The organism is Shinella yambaruensis (genome assembly GCF_050859155.1).
GTDB lineage: Bacteria > Pseudomonadota > Alphaproteobacteria > Rhizobiales > Rhizobiaceae > Shinella > Shinella yambaruensis.
Window position 1 is genome coordinate 830,134 of sequence record NZ_CP150638.1, and the last position, 20,764, is coordinate 850,897.

Consider the following 20,764-nt stretch of genomic DNA (forward strand, 5'->3'; position numbering starts at 1 on the left):
TCGAAAGTACATCAGGCCAAGCAACGGAAATCGTTGCGGAAAGCCGGGGCCGATCAACCGGCCCGGCAGGCAGGATATCGCCTTTCCGGTTTTCGTACCTTCAGTCCCGGAAATGCGAAAACGCCCGGAGCCGCAAGGCTCCGGGCGTTTCGGTTTTCAGGCCCGTTCAGAGCGCGATGCCGTGCGCGGCAAGGTCGGCCTTCAGCTTTTCCGGATCGGTGAACTGCACCGCGTTCCAGCCGGCGAGCCGCGCGCCCTCGACATTGGCCGGGGCGTCGTCAATGAACAGCGTATGGGCCGGCGAGAGGCCGAAATCGCGCGTGTGCTTCTCGTAGATCGCACGGTCCGGCTTGATGAGGCCGATCTCGCCCGAAACCGTCACGCCGCGCGGCATGTCGAGGAAGGGGTAGAGTTTTCGCGCTTCCTTGAAGGTATCGGCGGCGAAGTTGGTCAGCATGGTCACGTCGCGGCCGTCGGCGATCAGTGCCTCCATGATCGCGACGCTTTCCACATAGGCATGCGAGACCATCTCGTGCCAGTGCTTGCGGAAGGCGCGGATGTGCTCGGCGCGGTCGGGATGCACGTCGATCAGCAGCGCCTCGGCGTCCTCCCAGGCGCGGCCGCGGTCCTGTTCGAGGTTCCAGTCGTGCGTGCAGACATTGGTGAAGAACCAGTTGCGCTCGGCATCGTCGGGAATGAGGCGGGCATAGGGAATGTGCGGATCGTAATGGATCAGCACCCTGCCGATGTCGAAGACGATGTGTCGGATGTCGATGCTGTTCATGCTTTCCTCGCTTGTGTCAGGCAGTAGGAATTAGGCAGTAGGGAAAAGCAGAGCAGGCGGACGCCGGCCCGGTCGCTTGTCTTCTCGACTGCCGCTCCTTTTCCCTACTGCCTACTGCCCAATTCCTATCGCCTCGAAAACGCATCCGGTATGGCCTGCCTTATCGCCTTCTTCATGACGGTCGGCAGCGCCTCGCCGTCGAGCGTCTCCTTCGCCTGCCACCATCCTTCGCCGGCCTGCACATGGCGCGGCACCATGGAGCGGTAGATGGAGAGGCGCAACTCGAAATGCGTGAACACATGGGTGACGGTGCCGCAGGCCTGCCAGTCGGCAGCAAAGGGCGCGGCGGCAGGGCCGGTCTCGCCGTCGATGCGGGCCGTCCAGCCGCTGCCGGGCACCTCGGTCATGCCGCCGAGAAGGCCGGTTTCCCCACGCTTGCGCAGGAAGATCGCGCCCGTCTCGTCCTCGGCGACGAAGGCGGCGCCGAGCCGCACGGGCTTTTCCTTCTTCGCGGCCTTGCGCGGATAGAGCTCCGGGTCCTCGCGCCCCAGCACGCGACAGGCGGCATTGAGCGGACAGAGCGCGCAGGCCGGCCGGCGCGGCGTGCAGATCGTCGCGCCGAGGTCCATCATCGCTTGGGCGAAATCGCCCGGCCGGTCCGCCGGCGTCATGGCGGCCACCAGCGCCCGCATCTCGGCCTTTGCCGCGGGCAGGGGCGTTTCGATGGCGTGGAGGCGGGAGATGACGCGCTCGACATTGCCGTCCAGCACCGCGCTCCTGCGGTTGAAGGCGATGGCGGCGATTGCCGCGGCGGTATAGTCGCCGATGCCGGGCAGGGCCTTCAGCCCGTCCTCGCTGTCGGGAAACACCCCGCCATGCTCGAAGGCGACGGCTTCGGCGCATTTCTTGAGGTTGCGCGCGCGGGCGTAGTATCCGAGGCCCGCCCAGGACTTCATCACGTCCTCCGTCTCGGCCTTCGCAAGGTCGGTGACCGTCGGCCAGCGGCTGGTGAAGAGGGCGAAATAGGCCTTGACCGCCTGCACCGTCGTCTGCTGCAGCATCACTTCGGAGAGCCAGATGCGGTAGGGATCGGGCCTTTCGCCGCGGGCCGCCATCGGCGGGCTCACCCGCCAGGGCAGGTCGCGGTGGTGCCGGTCGTACCAGGCAAGAACGAGATCGGCGGGTGCCGCGATGCGGGGCGCTTGGGTCATGACGTGCCTGAAACGGGGTCGATGCGACCCATGATGCGAACACAGCTCCGGACGCAAAACGCTCGCACACTTTTGCTGGAATTGTTCTATAACTGGCGAAGCAGGCGGCGATCTTCAAGTCGGTTTTTCGCCGGAACAGGAATATTTTCCCGATCGGGAGCGGATACGTGAATACCAGCAAGGTGCCCCGGCGCGGCCAGAGGCGCGGCATCGTCCAGATCAGCGAAGTGGCCAACGACCTCATCGATCCGGTGCTGGCCAAGCGCGCCGGCATCAACACCATGCTGCTCGGCTCGTGGGACGAGATCGCGGGGGCGGAATTTGCCGAATGCACGCGGCCGGAGCGCATCACCTGGCCGCGCCGCGCCTCCGAGATGACGGGCGAGGGCGGTGGCCACCAGCCGGGCGTGCTGACGATCGCCTGCGAGGGCGCCCGCGCGCTCTTCCTCAGCCACCAGCAGGGCGAGATTATCCAGCGCATCAACGGCTTCTTCGGCTTTCCGGCCGTGAGCCAGATGAAGATCGTGCAGAAGCCGGTGAGCCCGCATTCCAGCCGCCGCGCCAAGCCGCGCCCGCTGACCGGCGAGGCCGCCCGCCATCTGGACGACCTCGTCGACGGCATCGAGGGAGACGCGCTGAAGGCGGCGCTGAAACGGCTCGGCACGGCGGTGCTCGGCCGGCGCCGGTAAGGGACGGAAAGCCCCGTCCCCGACCATCGAACGGTCACAATTCTTTGAAGTTACTTGCCTTAACGCCGCTTGTTCCCGCCCCAAAGCAGGTATAACGGGGGTGCCCGGAGCAATTCCGGAAAAAGCGCAAGGAAGCTTTTTCCGGAATTGCGTCAATGGACCCGAGAATTCCCATCCCTTCCGACAGGAGAGACCATGTCCCTTTCCGAAATGAGCCTGATGAAGCGCCTTGCGACCGGCGTTGCCGTTGCGGCGCTCGCCGTGACGCTGGCTGCCTGCTCCGACGAGAAGAAGGAGGAGACCGCCAAGGCTCCCGAAACCAGCCAGACGACGACGGGCGAAAGCGCAAGCTCGACGCCGGCCACCTCCTCCGGAACGACGACCACCACGACGACCGAGACCGCCCAGGCGCCGGCCGCCGAGGCGAAGTCCGTCGAGGTGCCCACCGCCGACGGCGACGTCGACATGGCGGAGGTGATGAAGGAAGGCGCGCTGCCGGAAATGGCGCTCGGCGAGGCCAATGCCCCGGTCACCATCGTCGAATACATGTCGACGACCTGCCCGCATTGCGCCGCCTTCCACAACAACACCTTCGACGCGATCAAGACCAAGTATGTCGACAGCGGCAAGGTTCGCTTCGTCATGCGCGAGTTCCCGTTCGATCCGCGCGCGGCCGCCGCCTTCATGCTGGCGCGCTGCAAGCCGCAGAACCCGGCCGAGCTTTCGGACGCCTCGCAGTATTTCCCGATGATCTCCATGCTGATGAAGCAGCAGGAAACCTGGGCCGCCGCGCAGGACGGCCGCGAGGCGCTGCTGCAGATGTCGAAACTCGCCGGTTTTACACAGGAGAGCTTCCAGGCCTGCTTGACGAACCAGAAGCTTCTGGATGATGTGAACGCGGTGCGCGAGCGCGGCGCCAAGGAATTCGGCGTCGCGGCGACGCCGACCTTCCTGATCAACGGCAAGCGCTATTCGGGAGACATGTCGGTTGACACCATGTCGGCCCTCATCGACAGCATGCTCTGATCCTTCGACCGGGTTTATGGCGGGCGACGGCAGTGGTCGCGCGCCCGCATTCCATTGGGTTTCGGGTGGGATTTACCCCCCTCTGGCCTGCCGGCCATCTCCCCCACAAGGAGGGAGATCGGCTGGAGGCAGGAACCTTGCTCAAATGGCAACGTTAATGATGGGCGGGACGCCGCTTCGTCCGATCTCCCCCCTTGTGGGGGAGATGGCCGGCAGGCCAGAGGGGGGTGGCCTCGTCCGCCCCACCTGCGCATGAAGTTCACCAAGCTCCGCCTTCTCGGCTTCAAGTCCTTCGTCGAGCCCACCGAGTTCATCATCGAACGGGGGCTCACCGGCATCGTCGGGCCGAACGGCTGCGGCAAGTCGAACCTCGTCGAGGCGCTGCGCTGGGTGATGGGGGAGAACTCCTACAAGAACATGCGTGCGTCCGGCATGGACGACGTCATCTTCTCCGGCTCGGGCAACCGCCCGGCGCGCAACACCGCCGAAGTCGGCCTCTATCTCGACAATTCCGACCGCACGGCTCCCGCCGCCTTCAACGATCAGGACGAGATCCAGGTCTCGCGCCGCATCGAGCGCGAGAACGGCTCGATCTACCGCATCAACGGCAAGGAGGCGCGCGCCAAGGACGTGCAGCTGCTCTTTGCCGATGCCTCTACCGGCGCCCGCTCGCCCTCCATGGTCGGGCAGGGCCGCATCGGCGAACTCATCCAGGCAAAGCCGCAGGCCCGCCGCCAGCTGCTCGAAGAGGCGGCCGGCATTTCGGGCCTCCACTCCCGCCGCCACGAGGCGGAGCTGCGCCTGCGCGCCGCCGAGACCAATCTCGAACGGCTCGACGACGTCACCACGCAGCTCGAAAGCCAGATCGAGAGCCTGAAGCGCCAGTCCCGCCAGGCGAACCGCTTCAAGGCGCTCTCCGCCGATATCCGCCGCCACGAGGCGATGCTGCTGCATATTCGCTGGGCGCAGGCCAAGGAGGCCGAGGCCGAGGCCGAAAGCCAGCTCAACCAGGCGACCTCGCTCGTCGCCGAGCGGGCCAACGCCCAGATGCAGGCCGCCAAGGAACAGGCCGTCGCCAGCCTGAAGCTGCCGGAGCTGCGCGAGAACGAGGCGAAGCTCGCCGCCGTGCTGCAGCGCCTGCAGATCGCCCGCGCGCAGCTCGAAGAGGATTCCGCCCGGCTGCTGCGCCGCCGCGACGAGCTCACCCGCCGCCTCGCCCAGCTCGCCGAGGACATCGGTCGCGAAGAGCGCATGGTGGCCGACAATGCGGCCGTGCTGGAGCGCCTGATTGCCGAGGAGGAGGAGATCGGCGAGATTCTCGCCGAGGCGGACGCGCGCGCCGAGACTGCCCGCGAGGCGATGGAGGCCGCCGCCGCGACGCTGGTCCAAAGCGAAGCGGCCCTCGCCGCCGTCACCGCCGAGCGGGCGGAGGCGCAGGCGGTGCGCAACCAGCTCGAAAAGGCGATCCGCGACCTTGCCGAACGCCACCTGCGGCTTGGCCAGCAGCTTGACGCCCAGGCCCGCGAGCTTGCGGAAATGGATACCCGCATCGCCGCGCTGCCCGACCCCGAAGAGCGCCGCGCCGCCGTTTTGTCCGCCGAGGAGGCGCTGGAGGCGGCCGGCGAGATGCTGGTCGCCGTCGAGGAGGCGCTGGAGGAGGCCCGTTTTGCCGAATCCGAGCTGCGCGGCCCGGTCGATACCGCCCGCGCCCGCCTTGCCGGCATCGAGACGGAAGCCCGTACGATCCGGCGCATGCTGGAGGCTGGCGGCACCGGCGGCTCCTTCCCGCCCGTCGTGGAGGACGTCGATGTCGACCGAGGCTATGAGACGGCGCTCGGCGCTGCGCTCGGCGAAGACCTCGATTCGCCGGCCGACAGCTCCGCCCCCGTGCACTGGCGCCTGTCCGGCGATGCGTCCGGCGACGCGCCCCTGCCGAAGGGCGTTCCGGCGCTGATCGACCATGTCCGCGCGCCCGCCGTGCTCGCCCGCCGCCTGGCGCAGATCGGCATTGCCGGCAGCGTCGAGGAAGGGTTGTCCCTGCTGCCGCAGCTCAAGGCCGGCCAGCGGCTCGTCACCCGCGAGGGCGCGGTCTTCCGCTGGGACGGCCATGTCACCGGTGCCGATGCGCCGAGCGCCGCCGCGCTCCGCCTCGAACAGAAGAACCGCCTCGCCGAACTCGAAGCCGAGCTGGAGGACGCCCGCGCCGCGCTCGGTGATGCGGAAGCCGACCTCGCCCACGCCGCTGAAGCCATCCGTGCCGAGACACAACGCCAGCAGCAGGCGCGCGAGGCCCAGCGCGCCGCCGCCCGGGCGCTCGCCGAGGCGCGCGAAGGGCTGGAAGCGGCCGAACGGGCGGCCGGCGATCTCATCCGCCGCCGGGCCGTGCTTTCCGAAACAGGCGCGCAGATCGAGGCGCAGGTGGAGGAGGCCGCGATCTCGCTGGAGGATGCCCGCGCCGCGCTGGAAGAGGCGCCGGACCTTGCCGACCTCGACCTCAGCCTTCGCACCCGCACGATGGACGTCGCGACCGACCGCGCGACGCTGGCCGAGGCGCGCGCCGGCCATGACGGCCTTGCCCGCGAGATGGCCGATCGCCGCCGCCGCCTGATGACGATCCTAGCCGAGCGCGAGACGTGGCGAAGCCGTGCCGCCAATGCCGAGAACCACATCGCCACCCTGCGCGAGCGCGAAACCGAAGCGCATGAGGAGATGGAGGAGCTGGCCGAGGCGCCGGACGAGATCGAGGACAAGCGCCGCGAGCTCCTGACCGGCCTCAGCAATGCCGAGGCCGCCCGCCGCGAGGCGGCCGATGCGCTCCAGGAGGCGGAGAACCGCCAGCGCGAGGCCGACCACACCGCCGCGACCGCGCTGTCGCAGCTCGCCGAATCGCGCGAAACGCGGGGGCGGGCGGAAGAGCGCCTCGTCTCGGCGCGCGAGCGCCGCATCGAGGGCGAGGCGCGCATCCGCGAGGCGCTGAACTGCGCGCCGCACGAGGCGCTGCGGCTGACCGGCCATCCCGCCGGCAGCCCGCTGCCCGATCCGCGCGAGCGCGAACGCGAGCTCGACCGGCTGAGGATGGAGCGCGAACGGCTTGGCGCCGTGAACCTGCGCGCCGAGGAGGAGCAGCGCGAGCTGACGGAAAAACGCGATGCGCTCGTCGCCGAGCGCGAGGATATCATCGAGGCGGTCCGCAAGCTGCGCTCGGCGATCCAGAGCCTCAACCGCGAGGGCCGCGAGCGCCTGCTGGCCGCCTTCGACGTGGTCAACGTGCAGTTCCAGCGCTTGTTCACCCACCTTTTCGGCGGCGGCACGGCGGAGCTTCAGCTGATCGAGAGCGACGATCCGCTGGATGCCGGCCTCGAGATCCTCGCCCGTCCGCCGGGCAAGAAGCCGCAGACCATGACGCTGCTGTCCGGCGGCGAGCAGGCGCTGACGGCCATGGCCCTCATCTTCGCTGTCTTCCTCACCAATCCCGCGCCGATCTGCGTGCTCGACGAGGTGGACGCTCCGCTCGACGACCACAATGTCGAGCGCTACTGCAACCTGATGGACGAGATGGCAGCCTCCACCGAGACCCGCTTCGTCATCATCACGCACAATCCCATCACCATGGCCCGCATGAACCGCCTCTTCGGCGTCACCATGGCCGAACAGGGCGTCTCCCAGCTCGTCTCCGTCGACCTGCAGACCGCCGAGCAACTGCGCGAGGCGTCGTAGCCGTTCCTCTCTTCGCACGGTAGCGTACGGGAACAAATCCCCCTCTCGCGCATTCAACAGCGCCTGCTGTTCCCGCAGGCCTTCGTGCAATTGGGGATCAAACGTGAGCAGAGACGCACTTTACATGATCATCGGCGCCCTCATCGTCGTGGTGGCCGGGTTTTCCTATTATGCCTGGCAGCAGGAGAAGAAACCGGACGGTGTCGAGATCCGCGTGGACGAGCAGGGGCTTTCCATCGAGGGAAACTGAAGCCTGCCGGCGCGCCAGGCCGTGTTCCCGCCAGGGGCACAGCTTTTGTCCGGCTCTCGTAATGTTGCATTGCCGTTGCAAATTTGATGCATTGCAGCAAAAAACCTGTCGCGCCGCGTTTTCAACAGGATGCAGTTCATGTAGATTGTGAGGACGCATATGGGGAGGCGTGCATGGACAAGTGGGTCTACACCTTTGGGGGAGGCCGCGCCGAAGGCAGCGCGGGCGATCGCAACACGCTCGGCGGCAAGGGCGCGAACCTTGCCGAAATGTGCAATCTCGGCCTGCCGGTGCCGCCCGGGCTCACCATCGTCACCGCCGCCTGCAACCATTACTACGACAACGGCCGCCGGCTGCCGGACGATCTGAAGGATCAGGTCCGCGCCGCGCTTCGCCAGATGGAGGCGATCACCGGCCGCCACTTCGGCGACACGACGAAGCCGCTGCTGCTCTCCGTGCGCTCCGGCGCGCGCGCGTCCATGCCCGGCATGATGGACACGGTGCTCAATCTCGGCCTCAACGACCGCACGGTCGAGGCGCTCGGCCACGATGCGGGCGATGCGCGCTTTGCCTGGGACAGCTACCGTCGCTTCATCCAGATGTATGGCGACGTCGTCATGGGCCTCGACCACGAGGTCTTCGAGGAGATCCTGGAGGACGAGAAGGGGCGGCTCGGCCACGAGCAGGACACCGAGCTTTCCGCGGTGGAGTGGCAGCATGTCATCGCCCGCTACAAGCAGACCATCCAGGAAGAGCTGGGCGAGGCCTTCCCGCAGGATCCGGAGGTCCAGCTCTGGGGCGCGATCGGCGCCGTCTTCGCAAGCTGGATGAACGCCCGCGCCGTCACCTACCGCACGCTGCACAACATCCCCGCCGTCTGGGGCACGGCCGTCAACGTCCAGGCCATGGTCTTCGGCAATCTCGGCAATTCCTCCGCCACGGGCGTCGCCTTCACGCGCAATCCCTCGACGGGCGAGAACAAGCTCTACGGCGAGTTCCTCGTCAATGCGCAGGGCGAGGATGTCGTCGCCGGCATCCGCACGCCGCAGAACATCACCGAGGAGGCGCGCATCGCGTCGGGCTCCGACCGGCCGTCGCTGGAAAAGCTGATGCCCGAAGCCTTCGCGGAATTCCGCGGCATCTGCGACCGGCTGGAGCGGCATTACCGCGACATGCAGGATCTCGAATTCACCATCGAGCGCGGCAAGCTCTGGATGCTGCAGACCCGTTCGGGCAAGCGCACCGCCAAGGCCGCGCTGAAGATCGCGGTCGACATGGCGACGGAAGGCCTGATCAGCGAGGGCGAGGCTGTCGCGCGTATCGATCCCGCCTCGCTCGACCAGCTGTTGCACCCGACCATCGATCCGCGCGCGCGCCGCGACGTCATCGGCTCCGGCCTGCCGGCTTCGCCGGGCGCGGCGACGGGCGAGATCGTCTTTACCTCGGAAGACGCGGTGAGGGCGGAGGAGGAGGGGCGCAAGGTCATCCTCGTGCGCATCGAGACGAGCCCGGAGGACATTCACGGCATGCACGCCGCCGAGGGCATCCTCACCACCCGCGGCGGCATGACCAGCCATGCGGCGGTCGTCGCGCGCGGCATGGGCACGCCCTGCGTTTCCGGTGCCGGCACGCTGCGCGTCGACCTGCGCAACGAGCTCCTGGTCGCTCAGGGGCTGACGCTGAAGAAGGGCGACGTCATCACCATCGACGGCTCGTCCGGCCAGGTGCTGAAGGGCGAGATTCCCATGCTCCAGCCCGAGCTGTCGGGCGATTTCGGCCGGATCATGGAATGGGCCGACCGCACGCGGCGCATGAAGGTGCGCACCAATGCCGAGACGCCGGCGGATGCCCGCGCCGCACGCTCCTTCGGCGCGGAGGGCATCGGCCTTTGCCGCACCGAGCACATGTTCTTCGAGGGCAGCCGCATCAATGTGATGCGCGAGATGATCCTCGCCGAGGACGAGGCCGGCCGCCGCGCCTCGCTGGCAAAGCTCCTGCCGATGCAGCGCTCGGACTTCGCCGAACTCTTCGAGATCATGCACGGCCTGCCGGTGACGATCCGCCTGCTCGACCCGCCGCTGCACGAATTCCTGCCGAAGAGCGACGAGGAGATCGCCGAGGTGGCGGCCGCCCTGTTCATCGAGGAGGCCGCGCTGCGCCGGCGCGTCGATACGCTGCACGAGTTCAACCCGATGCTCGGCCACCGCGGCTGCCGCCTCGCCATCTCCTATCCGGAGATTGCCGAGATGCAGGCCCGCGCCATCTTCGAGGCGGCCGTGGAGGCGGCCAGGACGACCGGCGCGGCCGTGGAGCCGGAAATCATGGTGCCGCTCGTCGGCCTCAAGGCGGAGCTCGACTATGTGAAGGCCCGCATCGAGGCCGTCGCCAAGGCGGTGATCGCCGAAAGCGGCGTTGCCATCAACTATCTCGTCGGCACGATGATCGAGCTGCCGCGCGCGGCGCTCCGCGCCCATGTCATCGCCGAATCGGCCGAGTTCTTCTCCTTCGGCACCAACGACCTGACGCAGACCACCTTCGGCATCTCGCGCGATGACGCCTCGGCGTTCCTGTCGACCTATATCCAGAAGGGCATCGTCGAGCAGGACCCGTTCGTCCAGCTTGATTTCGACGGGGTGGGCGAGCTCATCCGCATCGCCGCCGAACGCGGCCGGCGCACGCGGGCCGACCTGAAGCTCGGCATCTGCGGCGAGCACGGCGGCGATCCGGCCTCGATCCATTTCTGCGAGGAGGCCGGGCTCGACTACGTCTCCTGCTCGCCCTTCCGCGTGCCGATCGCGCGCCTTGCGGCCGCGCAGGCGGCGTTCAGCGGCAAGGCCTGAGACCGCTTAGCTTCAGCGCCGCCGGATGGGCACATAGACATAGGTCGGCCGGTCCCACATCGGCGATTGCAGCCGCGCGGCGCGGAAATCCGCGCGCCGGTCGAGATCGATGCGCTGCAGGCATTCGGCAAAGGCGTCCGTCCCCATGCGAAAACCGTAGGACCGGCATCGGGCCTCGTCATTGGCGCGCACTTCGGCGGCCGTCTGGCAGCCGGCGAGGAAGAGGGCGGTGGCGGCGAGGGCGGCGAAACGAACAAGCATCTTGGACATGCGGGCTCCGGCGAACTGTTGCGTGCCATGGATAGGCCCGTCGGCGCGCCGCGGCAAGGGCTCCCGGCAATTCCAAACGCCGGAGCGATGCCGCTTCGGCTGGAATGCTCTAAAGCGCGTCGCGATCTTTCAGATTCGCTCCCTGCGCTTTAGCTCTTTGTTTTTTCGCATGTCGTTGCCGCAAAACCGCTGCGCACTTTTGCGCGACATGCTCTAGATGCGCTGCAGCACGTCCACGAAGGCGTCGGCGAAGCGCTTGAGGTCCTTCGTCGTCTCGTCGGGATTTTCCACGCGGATGGCCGATCCCTCCGTATCGAGCAGCGCGAAGACCACGGTAAGCGCGCCGTCCTCGCCCTGCGGCACGCGCAGGGCCGCGATGCGCCGGCAATCGTCGGCAAGCCCCGAGGCCGGCAGCTCGAAGAGGAAATCGCCGCCGACACGGTCGGCCGCCATGCGCACGGCATCGGCAAAGCCGGCCTCCTCGCCGGAAAAGCCGTCGAGCGAGAGCTCGAGTTCCAGAAGCTTCAGGGGGAGGGCGGGTTCGCCCGCGGGCGCGGATATAGCGGTGTCGGCAGCCGTCTGCGTCGGCAACATCGTCTTGCTCCTTGCTCTACCCCCGTTCGTAAACCGTCGTTAACGAGCGTGGCGAATTTGCGGCACGCAAGGATTTTTACCGCGTGCTGCCTGTTGTCCCCGGCAAGGATGTCGCATGGTCATGGAGGAAAGCCGTGCCGCTGAGGTTTCCGCGGAACCTGAAGCGTGCGCCGCAATGTCTTAAAACGATTCCGGTTTCGGCAAATTTGCAGTAGGAAAAGGACGCGGCAGCGAGCGCCGCAGCGCATCCGGTGAGGCCATGGCAATCACGATTCAGTACGAACGGCCCGTTTCGCATGCGGCGCACTGGGCGCGGCGCCTGGCGCTGTTCTCCTGCCTGCTGTTCCTCGCCGCCGTGCTGTCGCATCGTTTCGGCCCGCTCACCACGCCGCATTTCCTGGCGCTGGCGGGCTTTGCCGCGGCCATGGCGGGCATGGCCGTGCTGCTGGCCGCCGTCGGCCTTGCGCGGCTCTGGCATGTCGGCGCGCGGGGCGGCAAGGCGGCCTTGACGGCGCTCCTGCTCTGCCTTCTGCCGCTCGGCTTCACCGGTGCCGCCGCCTATGCCTATTTCTACAAGCCGGCGCTCTACGACGTGACGACGGATACGCTCGCCGCCCCGCCCTGGCTTGCCGCGCCGGCCGCCGAACAGGACTGGCTGCCGCGCATCGGCCCGGTCGGGGCGCGTGACCGGGCGGTGCAGCTTGCGGCCTATCCCGGCCTGTCGGGCCGGCGCTACGACGGCGCGCTCGACCGTGTCTACCAGGGCGTGCGCAAGGTCGCCGCCGCCTATGGAATCACGATCACCGCCGAGGACGGGCTCGACAACATCCTCGCGGACCTAGAGGATCTCGTCGTCGATCCGGCCAAGGTGGCCGAAAGCCAGGAATCGCTCGGCGACGTGCCGGTTCCCGAGGCGCGCCCGCTCGAGACACCGCCCATTCCCCGCATCGGCGGCCCGGGCGACGTGCTCCTGCAGGGCGAATGGCGCTCGCCCGTCTTCGGCTTCCGCTTCGACGTGGTCATCCGCCTGCGCGAGGAGGCGGAGACGACGCTCGTCGACATGCGCGCCGCCTCGCGCTACGGCCCGCACGACCTCGGCTTCGGCGCGGCGCTGGTGGAAGGCTACCTGAAGGCGCTCGATGCGGAACTGCTGGGCATTGCCGGCGACTGACGGCGCCGGCATCCAGCGTCAGGAATCTCAAAGGCCGGGGGCGGGGAAATAGAGCCCCTTCAGCGCCGGCGGACCGTCCGTCACCACCTCGCCGCGCGCGACGAGGTCCTCCAGATGCGCCAGCACCGAGAGCGCCGCCGCGCCATGCAGGCGCGGGTCCGTCTCGCGGTAGATCACCTTCACCATGTCGGCGATCAGCCGGTCGCCGGCGCGCACGCGCTCGCGCACCGCCCGCTCGCGCATGCGCCGGTGGGTCCTCAGTCCCCGCAGGAATGCCGCCGGCTCGGTCACCGGCCCGCCATGGCCGGGCAGGTAGAGCCGGTCGTCGCGCTCCAGCAGCCGGTCGAGCGAGGCCATGTAGTCCGCCATGGCGCCGTCCGGCGGCGCCACGATGGTGGTCGCCCAGGCCATGACATGGTCGGCGGAAAAGACGATGCCGTCCGGTCCGTCGAGCGCGAAGGCGGCGTGGTTGGCGGTGTGGCCCGGGGTGAGCAGCGCCGTCAGCGCCCAGCCGTCGCCCGCCACGCTCTCGCCATGGCCGAGCGCGATGTCCGGCACGAAGTCCACGTCCGCGCTTTCCGCGAAGGGATTGCTTTCGCCGGCATGCAGCGGCCGCGCCGCGCGGTGCGGCCCCTCCGCGACGATGATCGCGCCCGTCTCCGCCTTCAGCCGGCGGGCGAGCGGCGAGTGGTCGCGGTGGGTGTGGCTGACGGCGATATGGGTCACCTCGCGCCCGGCGAGCGCCCGCATCAGTGCCGCAAAATGCGCCTCGTCCTCGGGGCCGGGGTCGATCACCGCCACAGACCGGTCGCCGACGATGTAGCTGTTCGTGCCGTGGAAGGTGAAGGGGCCCGGATTGTTGACAGTGATGCGCTGCACGCGCGGCGCCACCGGCACCGCCTCGCCATGCGCCGGCTTGAATTCGAGGTCGAACTGCGGGGCCTCCCGGCCGGTGTCGCTCCCGGCCGTCACTTGTATTCGATCTCGATGAAGCTCATCGGCGTGTCGCCGCCGTTGACGACATTGTGCGCCACGCCCGCCTCGCGCCGGTAGACGGCGCCCGCCTTGGTGTGCACCCGCCGCTCGCCGGTCTCCTCCTCGATCAGGAAGTCGCAGTCCGTCATCGGCACGACGACATAGCCGAGCCCGTGCACATGATGGCCCGTATCGGCGCCCGGCTCGAAATCCCAGCGCGTCACGCGCACGACGGCATCGTCGAGAAGGACGGTGGGCATTGCCGGCGGGCGGGCGCGGAACTGGGGCATGGCGGCTCCTCACAGGAAAGGGCAGGGCGGGCGAGCCGGCTGCGCCGGGCGGCCGCCGAAAGGGCGATCGATCGCCCGGACCCTATCGCCGCCATGCGCCCCTGCCAAGCACCAAGCCGCAGATCACGCCTCTTCGGCAAAGCCCGACCGGAGAATAATCGCCCCGAACCGGAACTTAAGCATTGTCCACGCCGCCCGCCTTTGCTATCAGGCTCCCGCCGTGTTGGGGCGTCGCCAAGCGGTAAGGCACCGGTTTTTGGTACCGGCATTCCCAGGTTCGAATCCTGGCGCCCCAGCCACGGCTGTTTCGGAACCGCCCTTGCGATCTGCCAGCCTCGCTCAGCCAAGCCCGCCGAGCGGGATGATCTCCGCTGCGCCCGGTTGCCAGTCGCTTCCTTCCCAGTCCCCGAGCCAGCGCTCCGCGCGAAGGCCTGCCGCGGCAAGCAGCGCCTCCAGCTCCGCCTTGTCCGGGAAGGCGATGCGGGAGGCGGCGGAGAGGCGTTTGCCGGTGGCGCGGATCTCGTAATGGGTGCCGTAGGTGACGATGCCGGTCGCCGGATCGTGGGCGACGTCGTTCCAGGCGGCGACCGGGCCGAAGCGGGGATGGTCGATGAGGCGCATTGACGCCTCCGGTCCCCATTCCTCCCATTCCCGGCAGGCGGGGTTGCGGCTGTCGAAGACGAAACGGCCGCCGGGCGCAAGATGCGCGGCAATGGTGGCGAGGGCGGCGGCGCGGTCCTCCCGCGTCAGGAAGACCTGGAAGGCGTGGCCGGTCAGCACGACCAGGTCGAAACGACGGCCGAGCCGCAGCGTGCGGGCATCGCCCTCGATGAAATCGATGCCGCCCGCGCCGGGCTTGCCGCGCGCGATGGCGAGCATGGCCGGGGCCGGATCGACGCCGACGACCGTGCGTCCGCCGGAAAGCGCCACGGCAAGCTCGCCCGTGCCGCAGCCGAGGTCGAGCACGCTCGTCGCCTCCTCGGCAAGCGCCCGGCAATAGGCGAAATCCGGCGATCGCTCCCAGCCGTTTTCCAGATCGTAGAAATCCGCGAGCTCCGGGTCGTGGTAGAGGCGGTCTTCGTCCATGTGTCCTCCCGGAGCAAATCCGGCAAGCGTGCGCAGCGGTTCTGCCTAAAAAAGCGAAAATGTTCCAAGAAAAAGGCCGCGTCTTCGCGCGGCCTTGGAAAAGGCGGTCGGGCTGCCCTTTACGAGGCGGCGTCGAGAACCTTCTCGCAATGGGTCGGCCCGCCCTTCGGGTCGACGCGGTCGCCGACGGCGCGGATGGTGTTGATCCGGTAGCTTTCGTTCACCGTCAGCTCCACCGTGCAGGACTTGCCCTTCACGAAGCCGCCGCGCCACTTGTAGAGCGTCGTGCCGCCCGCGCCGGCCGTGTCGGAGATCGGCGGGCCATAGGCCGCGAAGAAGCTGCCGGCGGTCTTGCCGTTCCAGCGGGCCTGCAGCGGGTTGGACGCGACGACGGCGGTGGTGCATCCGGCGAGGGCAAGCGCAACGCCTGCCAGAATTGCAATGCGGGAGTTCATGGGTGCCATTTCCTTGGGACTTCGGTGCGGCCGTGAATGTGAGCCTCGCACCGCCATAGCGCAGCACGCCGGAAAGGGGAATCGCCGCCACGCGAACTTTGCCGTCGTCCCCAGCGAAGAGGCGTCAAACGTGCGGATTTGCAACAGTGTGCGCGGCGGTTGAAGGGCGGCGGGGGAGGCCGGGCCGCCGCAGCGCCAAGGCCCCTCCGCCTCGTGTCACAGGAGGAAGTCCGCCTTGTCGAGATTGTCGATGTTGAACTTCCGGATGATCAGGACGTCGTTGCCGCCCAGTTCGATATGCACGTCGCTGCCGACCTGCTCGGCCTTGTCCAGCACCTTGTTGACGCTCGAAAACTTGTAGGAGCGCAGGTCGATGTCGTCGACATTGTTCTTGAAGTCGGTGATCGTGTCGCGACCGTAGCCCTTCTTGAAGACGAAGATGTCGGTTCCCTTGCCGCCGGTCAGCGTGTCGTCGCCCTTGCCGCCGTCGAGCTTGTCCTTGCCCGCCGCGCCGTTGAGCTTGTCGTTGCCGCCATTGCCGAACAGGGTGTTCTTGCCCTCGTTGCCGAGGATGTTGTCGTTGCCCGAGCCGCCCTTGGCATTCTCGATGAGCGAGCGCAGGTCGCCGTTGAAGAGCAGCGCGTTGAAGATGTTGCCGCGGGCATAGCCGTCGTTCGGCCCGCCGCCGAGGAAGGCAAGCTGGGTCTTGCTGAACATCGAATAGGCGCCCGGCCGCAGGTCGATGTCGAGCCCCGTCTTGTAGGCGCTGAGGTCGTAGGTATCGGTGCCGCCGCCGTCCCAGATCGTGCCGAAGATGCGGTTGCCGCCGGCATCGATGGCGACCTTGCCGTTGACGAAGGTATCGCCGTTGCCCGGCTTCCACTTGTAGACGGTGTTGCCCTTGTTGGTCGTATAGTCCGCGCCGTACATGTACTGCAGCGCGTAGATGTCGGCCATCATGAAGGTCTGCGGCGCGCCGAACTCCTCGTATTTGTAGCCGCTGGCGTCGTCGCCGACGAAGGAGTTGTACGTCATGACCGAATATTCGGGACTGTTCCATTCGCTCTGGATCGCGCCGAACGTGTCGTTTTCATGCGCGTGCTTGAGGCCGAGCGCATGGCCGAGCTCGTGGATGAGCGTGTGCCAGGCGTAGTTGCCGGCCTTCGGCGTGCGGTAGTCGTTGATCGTGCCGGCATTTTCCGTGCTGAACCAGATGTCGCCGCCGGTGGCGCCGGTGTCCGGATAATAGGCATGGGCGGTGGGGCTGGCGTCGTCCGACTGGGCAAAGCGTAAGGTGGCGGTGCCGTTCGAGCCGGCCGAGAAGTTCAGGTTGGTGAACCCTTCGACGGAGAAGCCGTCGTTCGCTTTGCCGCCGAAGCTCTTTTCCATGGCGAAGAGCGCGGCGTTCTTCTGCATGGCCGAGACCGCGCCGAAATTGTTGTCGGGCTCGCCCGAATAGGAGTAGCTGCTCGTCGATGTGGGAAAGGCATAGGTGACGCCCGTGCCGTCCCAGGCAAAGCCGCTGAGCACGGAATCGATGAACTGCGATCCCGTCGCCGTGACCGTCTTTGTGGATTTACCCGTACCCGTCATTGCTGCCCCCCTTCGAACAGAGCTCGTACGTTGTTGTCGCCGGACGGATAGTGTCCCCCCGTCCGCACGCCGCCTTGCTGCGCCGGACCGTTTCCGCCGTGGATCGATGGCATCATATGGCAGCAAGACGTTCGCACAAGAAGCCTTATTCATGCGCGAAAGAACAAATTTGGTCGTACTTGTGGTTTTACCGCCGTGTCGCCTGCGGGTTGCATGGGCGGCGGCGCATCGAGGCGCGGAGGGCATCGTGCGGATCGTCCGTCCGCCGTCGAACCGGCCGGACGACAGCCGCCCCGCAGCGAGGCTTACTTAACGACGGGCCGGTGGAATGCCGTCAATGCGTCGTCGGCACGTCGTCGTCCTCGAGGAACGACCGGATGCCGTCGCGCGCCACCGTCGCGAGGAACTCGTCGAAGGCCTCCCGGTCCGTGGCGAAGGGCTCGTCCCATTCGAAGAGCTCCTCCTTCTCCGTGACGACCTCCAGCTTCCAGTCCTGTTGCGTTCCCGCCGGCCGGAAGATGTCGACAAGGACCGTAATCCCGTCCTCGGTGAACTCGCCGGACAGTTCGGAATGCTCCAGCTTGGGTTTCTTGGCCATGGTGTTCCTCGACGGCGAAAGCAGGCGGCGTGCATGCAGCCGGACCGTTATCCTATCTTCGCGAGGAGCGCAAAGCCGCAACGCGAAGCTGGGGAGCACGCCTGTCATGCACCATGCCGTCGTCGTTTATTCTCGTGGCCGGGCTGCGGAGTGCGGAACAGAAACCGGTTTCGGACCTTTCCCTGTGATCAGGGAGGCAAACGATGAAGCACAAACTTCTGGTAAGCGATGCGGGCGAGCGTACCTATATTCTGGTTCTCGACGAAGGCGACGAGGCCTTCCGGTGCATCACCGATTTCGCTGAAAGAGAAAGCCTGACCGCGGCATCGATTACCGCAATCGGCGCGTTTCGCGCCGCAACCATCGCCTTCTTCGAATTCGACACGAAGCACTACCGGAAGATACCCGTGGAGGTGCAGTCGGAGGTCCTCAGCATGCTGGGGGACATAGCGGTGGATGACGAGGGCAAGGCAAGCCTGCATCTCCACGTCGTGCTCGGCTTTCCGGACGGAAGCACGAAGGGCGGCCACCTGGTGGAAGGATACGTCCGGCCCACGCTGGAGGTCATGCTGCGCGAAACGTCGGCCGACCTGCGGCGGCGGACGCGCCCCGATCTCGGCATCGCGCTGATCGACGTCGGTTAGCCCTGGATGTCCTTGCGCCAAAGCGAGACGAGCGGTCCGTCCGAGCCGTAAACCGGGTCGCTTTTCGGGAGGGGCAGGCTCGCGATGATCTTCAGTTCGCCGGACGTGGCTGCCGTCGTTTCGATGTCGGCATGTTGGCCGGGCGGATAGCCGCCGACCACGCGGAAATCATCACTTCCGGAATTTTGCTTGTGGCCGGTGCCGGCCGGCAGCACAAGGCAGTCGCCCGCGCGAACCTGAAGCGCCCTGCCGTCCGGCCCGCCGATCAGGAGCTCGGCGCTTCCTGCCGCGATGCCGAGCACCTCATGGGCGCCGACGTGGTAATGCTGGTAGGAGAAGACGCCGTTGCGCCAAAGGCCTTGCCAGCCCGCGTCGTAAAACAGCCGCTCGAAGGCACGGGCACGATCCTTCTCGCCTGCCGCCAGCACATCGCGATAGACGAGCACCGGCAGGAACGGATGGTTCGGCACCCATTCGCTGGCGGGGAAGAACAGCGTTTCCGGTTGTTTCATCGTCGTCTCACTTGCCTTTCTTCGGTTCCCGGCCGAAATCCTTGCGCAACTCGTCCTTGGCCTTTTCCAATGTGTCGCGCCGGCGTTTCGAAAGCTGGTCGCCGGCGCGGTTGATGTAGAATGTCAGCATGGACATGGCCGAGCGGAAAGGGCTGGATTTGCGCCGGTCGCTTTCCTCCGCCGAATGCTTCAGGGACTGCGCGATCTTTTTTGCGCTGCCCTGCTTGAAGACGCCCTCCTTGAGGTCCATCGCGTCGCTGTTCTCGGTCACGTCCTGCGACCACTTCTTCTGTTTCTTCGCCATGCTCAGCCTCCTTCGCCGGGATAGGGATGGGCTTTGAACAGCCGGGCGGCATGCACCGTGTTGCGGGCGACGAGATCCAGCGTCGAGCGCACGACATCGGGGATGTCCTCCAGATCGACGAAATTGACCGAGCCCATCGCTTCGCCCACCCAGTAGGTCACGGCATTGGCGGGAATGGTGAAGCCGACGTCGTTCAGCGCTTGGAAAAGCTCGGCCGAGACATGATGCGCGCCGTCCTCGTTGCCGACAACGGCGACGGCGGCGACCCGGCCATAGGAGACCATGCGGCCCTCGTCGTCCTTCTCCTCCAGGAAGGCGTCCATCCGCTCCAACGCCCGCTTGCAGACGCTCGACGGCTGGCCCATCCAGATCGGCGTGCCCATGACGAGAATGTCGGCGTCGAGGATCTTGTGGCGGATGCCCGGCCAGTCGTCGCCATGGCCTTCGTCGGAGGTGACGCCGGGCTTGATATCGAAATCGGCCAGCTGCAGGAAATCCGTGGTGACGCCAAGCGGTTCCATCGCGTCGGCCAGCAGCTTCAGCATGCGGTCGGTGGAGGAGGGGTCCTTGGCGGTCCTTGTCTTGAGCGTGCAGTTGAGCGCCAGCGCTGTCAGGGTCATGTTCGCCTCGCTTCATAGGGGTCGAATGCCGAACCGATCCATCCGCCGATTGTTCCGGGAACCGATCCGGCAATCGTGCATTAGAACCTCCAGATACGCGGTTCCGGAGGTTCCCATGGACAACAAGGACAGATTGATCCTGGCGCTGGCGGCGCTGTTGCGCGCCGAGCGCGAGACCCGCGGTGCCCTGATGGACGCGCTGGAGGAAAACTCCATTTCGCGCGAAACGCTGCTCGCCATCCTTTCCGATCCCATCCCCGTCGTCACGCAGGAGGACATCGAGTTCGCCGAGCGCTTCGCCATGTCCAGGCATCTGCCCATCGAGAGGAAACGGTGATGGCGCCGCGCGCCTTCTGGAAGGGCTATCTCAAGCTCTCGCTCGTCACCTGCCCGGTGGCGATGTCGCCGGCGATCTCCCAGGAGGACAAGGTCCGCTTCCGCACCCTGAACGGCAAGACCGGCAATCCCGTCGTCAGCCGCTATGTCGATGCGGTGACCGGAAAGGCCGTCGCCGAGGACGACGAGGTGAAAGGCTATCCGCGCGGCGAGGACGATTACGTCATGCTGGAGGATGACGAGATCGAGGCGGTGGCGCTGGAAAGCACGCGCACGATCGACATAGAGACCTTCGTCCCGCGCGAGACCATCAAATGGATCTGGTACGATGCGCCGCATTTCCTGGTGCCCAACGATACGGTGGGCGAGGAGGCGTTTTCCGTCATCCGCGAGGCGATGGCCTCGACCGGCACGGTGGGCATCTCCAGGCTGGTGCTGTATCGACGGGAGCGGGCGGTGATGCTGGAGCCGCGTGGCAGGGGTATCGTGCTCTGGACGCTGCGCTACGGCGAAGAGGTGCGTGAGGAGAAGGACTATTTCGGCGGCTTCGGGCGCGCGAAGCCGGACGCCAAGGCCCTGTCTCTGGTGAAGACGCTGATCAAGGAGCGCACCAGGGCCTGGAGCCCGAAGATGGCGGACGATCCCGTCCAGGACCGCTTGCTCGACATCATCGCTGCCAAGAAAAAAGGCCGCAAGCGTCCGGCGAAGCAGAAGGCACCGCCGCCGACGTCGGGCAATGTCATCAACATCATGGATGCCCTGCGCAAGAGCATCAAGGCGGAGGGCAAGGGCAGGTAGC

22 protein-coding genes and 1 tRNA gene are annotated in these 20,764 nt (G+C 66.9%); 10 read left to right on the forward strand and 13 right to left on the reverse strand.

The window, feature by feature from the left end:
• Positions 1 to 166 precede the first annotated feature (166 nt).
• Together WMC41_RS04035 and mutY are read right to left on the reverse strand one after the other, a co-directional pair.
• Positions 167 to 784: an HAD family hydrolase gene (locus WMC41_RS04035; protein ID WP_244767773.1), complete on the reverse strand. Its 618-nt coding sequence runs from the start codon at positions 782 to 784 to the stop codon at positions 167 to 169.
• A gap of 125 nt (positions 785 to 909) precedes the next feature.
• On the reverse strand, positions 910 to 1,995 hold the full coding sequence (gene mutY / locus WMC41_RS04040; protein ID WP_432347090.1) for an A/G-specific adenine glycosylase: 1,086 nt from the start codon (positions 1,993 to 1,995) through the stop codon (positions 910 to 912).
• 167 nt (positions 1,996 to 2,162) lie between these two features.
• Between mutY and WMC41_RS04045 the strand changes: the two genes are divergently transcribed.
• The 5 genes from WMC41_RS04045 to ppdK all read left to right on the forward strand — a co-directional run bounded on the left by WMC41_RS04045 (position 2,163) and on the right by ppdK (position 10,517).
• Positions 2,163 to 2,684, forward strand: a complete 522-nt coding sequence (locus WMC41_RS04045) for a DUF721 domain-containing protein (RefSeq protein ID WP_432347091.1) — start codon at positions 2,163 to 2,165, stop codon at positions 2,682 to 2,684.
• Between the two features lie 195 nt (positions 2,685 to 2,879).
• Positions 2,880 to 3,710, forward strand: coding sequence for a DsbA family protein (locus WMC41_RS04050; protein ID WP_272804677.1), 831 nt, complete (start codon positions 2,880 to 2,882; stop codon positions 3,708 to 3,710).
• A gap of 252 nt (positions 3,711 to 3,962) precedes the next feature.
• A complete protein-coding gene (locus WMC41_RS04055; protein ID WP_432347092.1) occupies positions 3,963 to 7,427 on the forward strand; it encodes a chromosome segregation SMC family protein in 3,465 nt (1,154 codons plus the stop codon).
• Between the two features lie 103 nt (positions 7,428 to 7,530).
• Positions 7,531 to 7,677, forward strand: coding sequence for a hypothetical protein (locus WMC41_RS04060; protein ID WP_244767768.1), 147 nt, complete (start codon positions 7,531 to 7,533; stop codon positions 7,675 to 7,677).
• A gap of 173 nt (positions 7,678 to 7,850) precedes the next feature.
• Positions 7,851 to 10,517: a pyruvate, phosphate dikinase gene (gene ppdK / locus WMC41_RS04065; protein WP_272804681.1), complete on the forward strand. Its 2,667-nt coding sequence runs from the start codon at positions 7,851 to 7,853 to the stop codon at positions 10,515 to 10,517.
• A 12-nt stretch (positions 10,518 to 10,529) separates the two neighbouring features.
• Here the strand turns inward: ppdK and WMC41_RS04070 are convergent, their stop codons facing one another.
• Together WMC41_RS04070 and WMC41_RS04075 are read right to left on the reverse strand one after the other, a co-directional pair.
• Positions 10,530 to 10,787 (reverse strand): hypothetical protein, encoded by a 258-nt coding sequence (locus WMC41_RS04070; RefSeq protein WP_432347093.1) that lies wholly within the window; start codon positions 10,785 to 10,787, stop codon positions 10,530 to 10,532.
• A gap of 213 nt (positions 10,788 to 11,000) precedes the next feature.
• Positions 11,001 to 11,381 (reverse strand): hypothetical protein, encoded by a 381-nt coding sequence (locus WMC41_RS04075; RefSeq protein WP_432347094.1) that lies wholly within the window; start codon positions 11,379 to 11,381, stop codon positions 11,001 to 11,003.
• A gap of 265 nt (positions 11,382 to 11,646) precedes the next feature.
• On the opposite strand from WMC41_RS04075, the gene WMC41_RS04080 reads away from it, so the two are divergent.
• Positions 11,647 to 12,552, forward strand: coding sequence for a DUF1499 domain-containing protein (locus WMC41_RS04080; RefSeq protein WP_432348251.1), 906 nt, complete (start codon positions 11,647 to 11,649; stop codon positions 12,550 to 12,552).
• Positions 12,553 to 12,579: 27 nt separating this feature from the next.
• Here WMC41_RS04080 and WMC41_RS04085 read toward each other — a convergent pair whose 3' ends face one another.
• Together WMC41_RS04085 and WMC41_RS04090 are read right to left on the reverse strand one after the other, a co-directional pair.
• Positions 12,580 to 13,524, reverse strand: a complete 945-nt coding sequence (locus WMC41_RS04085) for an MBL fold metallo-hydrolase (RefSeq protein WP_288080825.1) — start codon at positions 13,522 to 13,524, stop codon at positions 12,580 to 12,582.
• Complete coding sequence (locus tag WMC41_RS04090; protein ID WP_244767763.1) at positions 13,521 to 13,817, reverse strand: cupin; 297 nt, start codon at positions 13,815 to 13,817, stop codon at positions 13,521 to 13,523. Before WMC41_RS04090 ends, WMC41_RS04085 begins: the two co-directional genes overlap by 4 nt.
• 224 nt (positions 13,818 to 14,041) lie before the next feature.
• Here WMC41_RS04090 and WMC41_RS04095 point away from each other — a divergent pair.
• Positions 14,042 to 14,116 (forward strand) — tRNA-Gln (locus WMC41_RS04095).
• Positions 14,117 to 14,156: 40 nt separating this feature from the next.
• Here WMC41_RS04095 and WMC41_RS04100 read toward each other — a convergent pair.
• From WMC41_RS04100 to WMC41_RS04115, 4 genes are all read right to left on the reverse strand, one after another.
• On the reverse strand, positions 14,157 to 14,903 hold the full coding sequence (locus tag WMC41_RS04100) for a class I SAM-dependent methyltransferase (protein WP_432347095.1): 747 nt from the start codon (positions 14,901 to 14,903) through the stop codon (positions 14,157 to 14,159).
• 119 nt (positions 14,904 to 15,022) lie between these two features.
• Positions 15,023 to 15,358: a hypothetical protein gene (locus tag WMC41_RS04105; RefSeq protein WP_244767761.1), complete on the reverse strand. Its 336-nt coding sequence runs from the start codon at positions 15,356 to 15,358 to the stop codon at positions 15,023 to 15,025.
• Between the two features lie 216 nt (positions 15,359 to 15,574).
• A complete protein-coding gene (locus WMC41_RS04110) occupies positions 15,575 to 16,951 on the reverse strand; it encodes a M10 family metallopeptidase (protein WP_272804684.1) in 1,377 nt (458 codons plus the stop codon).
• 334 nt (positions 16,952 to 17,285) lie between these two features.
• Complete coding sequence (locus WMC41_RS04115) at positions 17,286 to 17,549, reverse strand: hypothetical protein (protein WP_244767759.1); 264 nt, start codon at positions 17,547 to 17,549, stop codon at positions 17,286 to 17,288.
• 203 nt (positions 17,550 to 17,752) lie between these two features.
• Between WMC41_RS04115 and WMC41_RS04120 the strand changes: the two genes are divergently transcribed.
• On the forward strand, positions 17,753 to 18,193 hold the full coding sequence (locus WMC41_RS04120; protein ID WP_244767758.1) for a PPC domain-containing DNA-binding protein: 441 nt from the start codon (positions 17,753 to 17,755) through the stop codon (positions 18,191 to 18,193).
• Here WMC41_RS04120 and WMC41_RS04125 read toward each other — a convergent pair.
• The 3 genes from WMC41_RS04125 to WMC41_RS04135 are packed head-to-tail and all read right to left on the reverse strand — an operon-like array spanning position 18,190 to position 19,629.
• A complete protein-coding gene (locus WMC41_RS04125; RefSeq protein ID WP_432347096.1) occupies positions 18,190 to 18,705 on the reverse strand; it encodes a cupin in 516 nt (171 codons plus the stop codon). The two genes, WMC41_RS04120 and WMC41_RS04125, sit on opposite strands and share 4 nt — an antisense overlap.
• A gap of 7 nt (positions 18,706 to 18,712) precedes the next feature.
• Entirely contained in the window at positions 18,713 to 19,009 is a 297-nt protein-coding gene (locus tag WMC41_RS04130) for a DUF3175 domain-containing protein (RefSeq protein WP_244767756.1), read from the reverse strand.
• Positions 19,010 to 19,011: 2 nt separating this feature from the next.
• On the reverse strand, positions 19,012 to 19,629 hold the full coding sequence (locus tag WMC41_RS04135; protein ID WP_432347097.1) for a flavodoxin family protein: 618 nt from the start codon (positions 19,627 to 19,629) through the stop codon (positions 19,012 to 19,014).
• Between the two features lie 115 nt (positions 19,630 to 19,744).
• Between WMC41_RS04135 and WMC41_RS04140 the strand changes: the two genes are divergently transcribed.
• Positions 19,745 to 19,966 carry a hypothetical protein gene (locus WMC41_RS04140; protein WP_244767754.1) on the forward strand — a complete coding sequence of 74 codons (222 nt, stop codon included), beginning with the start codon at positions 19,745 to 19,747 and terminating at the stop codon, positions 19,964 to 19,966.
• A complete protein-coding gene (locus WMC41_RS04145; RefSeq protein WP_432347098.1) occupies positions 19,966 to 20,763 on the forward strand; it encodes a Ku protein in 798 nt (265 codons plus the stop codon). The genes WMC41_RS04140 and WMC41_RS04145 overlap by 1 nt, the downstream gene beginning before the upstream one ends.
• The last annotated feature ends 1 nt before the right edge of the window (position 20,764 follow it).

Coding starts and splice junctions, on each gene's coding strand:
- WMC41_RS04035 (WP_244767773.1), bottom strand. CDS start 784: ATGAACAGCATCGACATCCGACACATCGTCTTCGACATCGGCAGGGTG.
- mutY (WP_432347090.1), bottom strand. CDS start 1,995: ATGACCCAAGCGCCCCGCATCGCGGCACCCGCCGATCTCGTTCTTGCC.
- WMC41_RS04050 (WP_272804677.1), top strand. CDS start 2,880: ATGTCCCTTTCCGAAATGAGCCTGATGAAGCGCCTTGCGACCGGCGTT.
- WMC41_RS04055 (WP_432347092.1), top strand. CDS start 3,963: ATGAAGTTCACCAAGCTCCGCCTTCTCGGCTTCAAGTCCTTCGTCGAG.
- ppdK (WP_272804681.1), top strand. CDS start 7,851: ATGGACAAGTGGGTCTACACCTTTGGGGGAGGCCGCGCCGAAGGCAGC.
- WMC41_RS04070 (WP_432347093.1), bottom strand. CDS start 10,787: ATGTCCAAGATGCTTGTTCGTTTCGCCGCCCTCGCCGCCACCGCCCTC.
- WMC41_RS04075 (WP_432347094.1), bottom strand. CDS start 11,381: ATGTTGCCGACGCAGACGGCTGCCGACACCGCTATATCCGCGCCCGCG.
- WMC41_RS04090 (WP_244767763.1), bottom strand. CDS start 13,817: ATGCCCCAGTTCCGCGCCCGCCCGCCGGCAATGCCCACCGTCCTTCTC.
- WMC41_RS04100 (WP_432347095.1), bottom strand. CDS start 14,903: ATGGACGAAGACCGCCTCTACCACGACCCGGAGCTCGCGGATTTCTAC.
- WMC41_RS04105 (WP_244767761.1), bottom strand. CDS start 15,358: ATGAACTCCCGCATTGCAATTCTGGCAGGCGTTGCGCTTGCCCTCGCC.
- WMC41_RS04110 (WP_272804684.1), bottom strand. CDS start 16,951: ATGACGGGTACGGGTAAATCCACAAAGACGGTCACGGCGACGGGATCG.
- WMC41_RS04115 (WP_244767759.1), bottom strand. CDS start 17,549: ATGGCCAAGAAACCCAAGCTGGAGCATTCCGAACTGTCCGGCGAGTTC.
- WMC41_RS04120 (WP_244767758.1), top strand. CDS start 17,753: ATGAAGCACAAACTTCTGGTAAGCGATGCGGGCGAGCGTACCTATATT.
- WMC41_RS04125 (WP_432347096.1), bottom strand. CDS start 18,705: ATGAAACAACCGGAAACGCTGTTCTTCCCCGCCAGCGAATGGGTGCCG.
- WMC41_RS04130 (WP_244767756.1), bottom strand. CDS start 19,009: ATGGCGAAGAAACAGAAGAAGTGGTCGCAGGACGTGACCGAGAACAGC.
- WMC41_RS04135 (WP_432347097.1), bottom strand. CDS start 19,629: ATGACCCTGACAGCGCTGGCGCTCAACTGCACGCTCAAGACAAGGACC.
- WMC41_RS04140 (WP_244767754.1), top strand. CDS start 19,745: ATGGACAACAAGGACAGATTGATCCTGGCGCTGGCGGCGCTGTTGCGC.
- WMC41_RS04145 (WP_432347098.1), top strand. CDS start 19,966: ATGGCGCCGCGCGCCTTCTGGAAGGGCTATCTCAAGCTCTCGCTCGTC.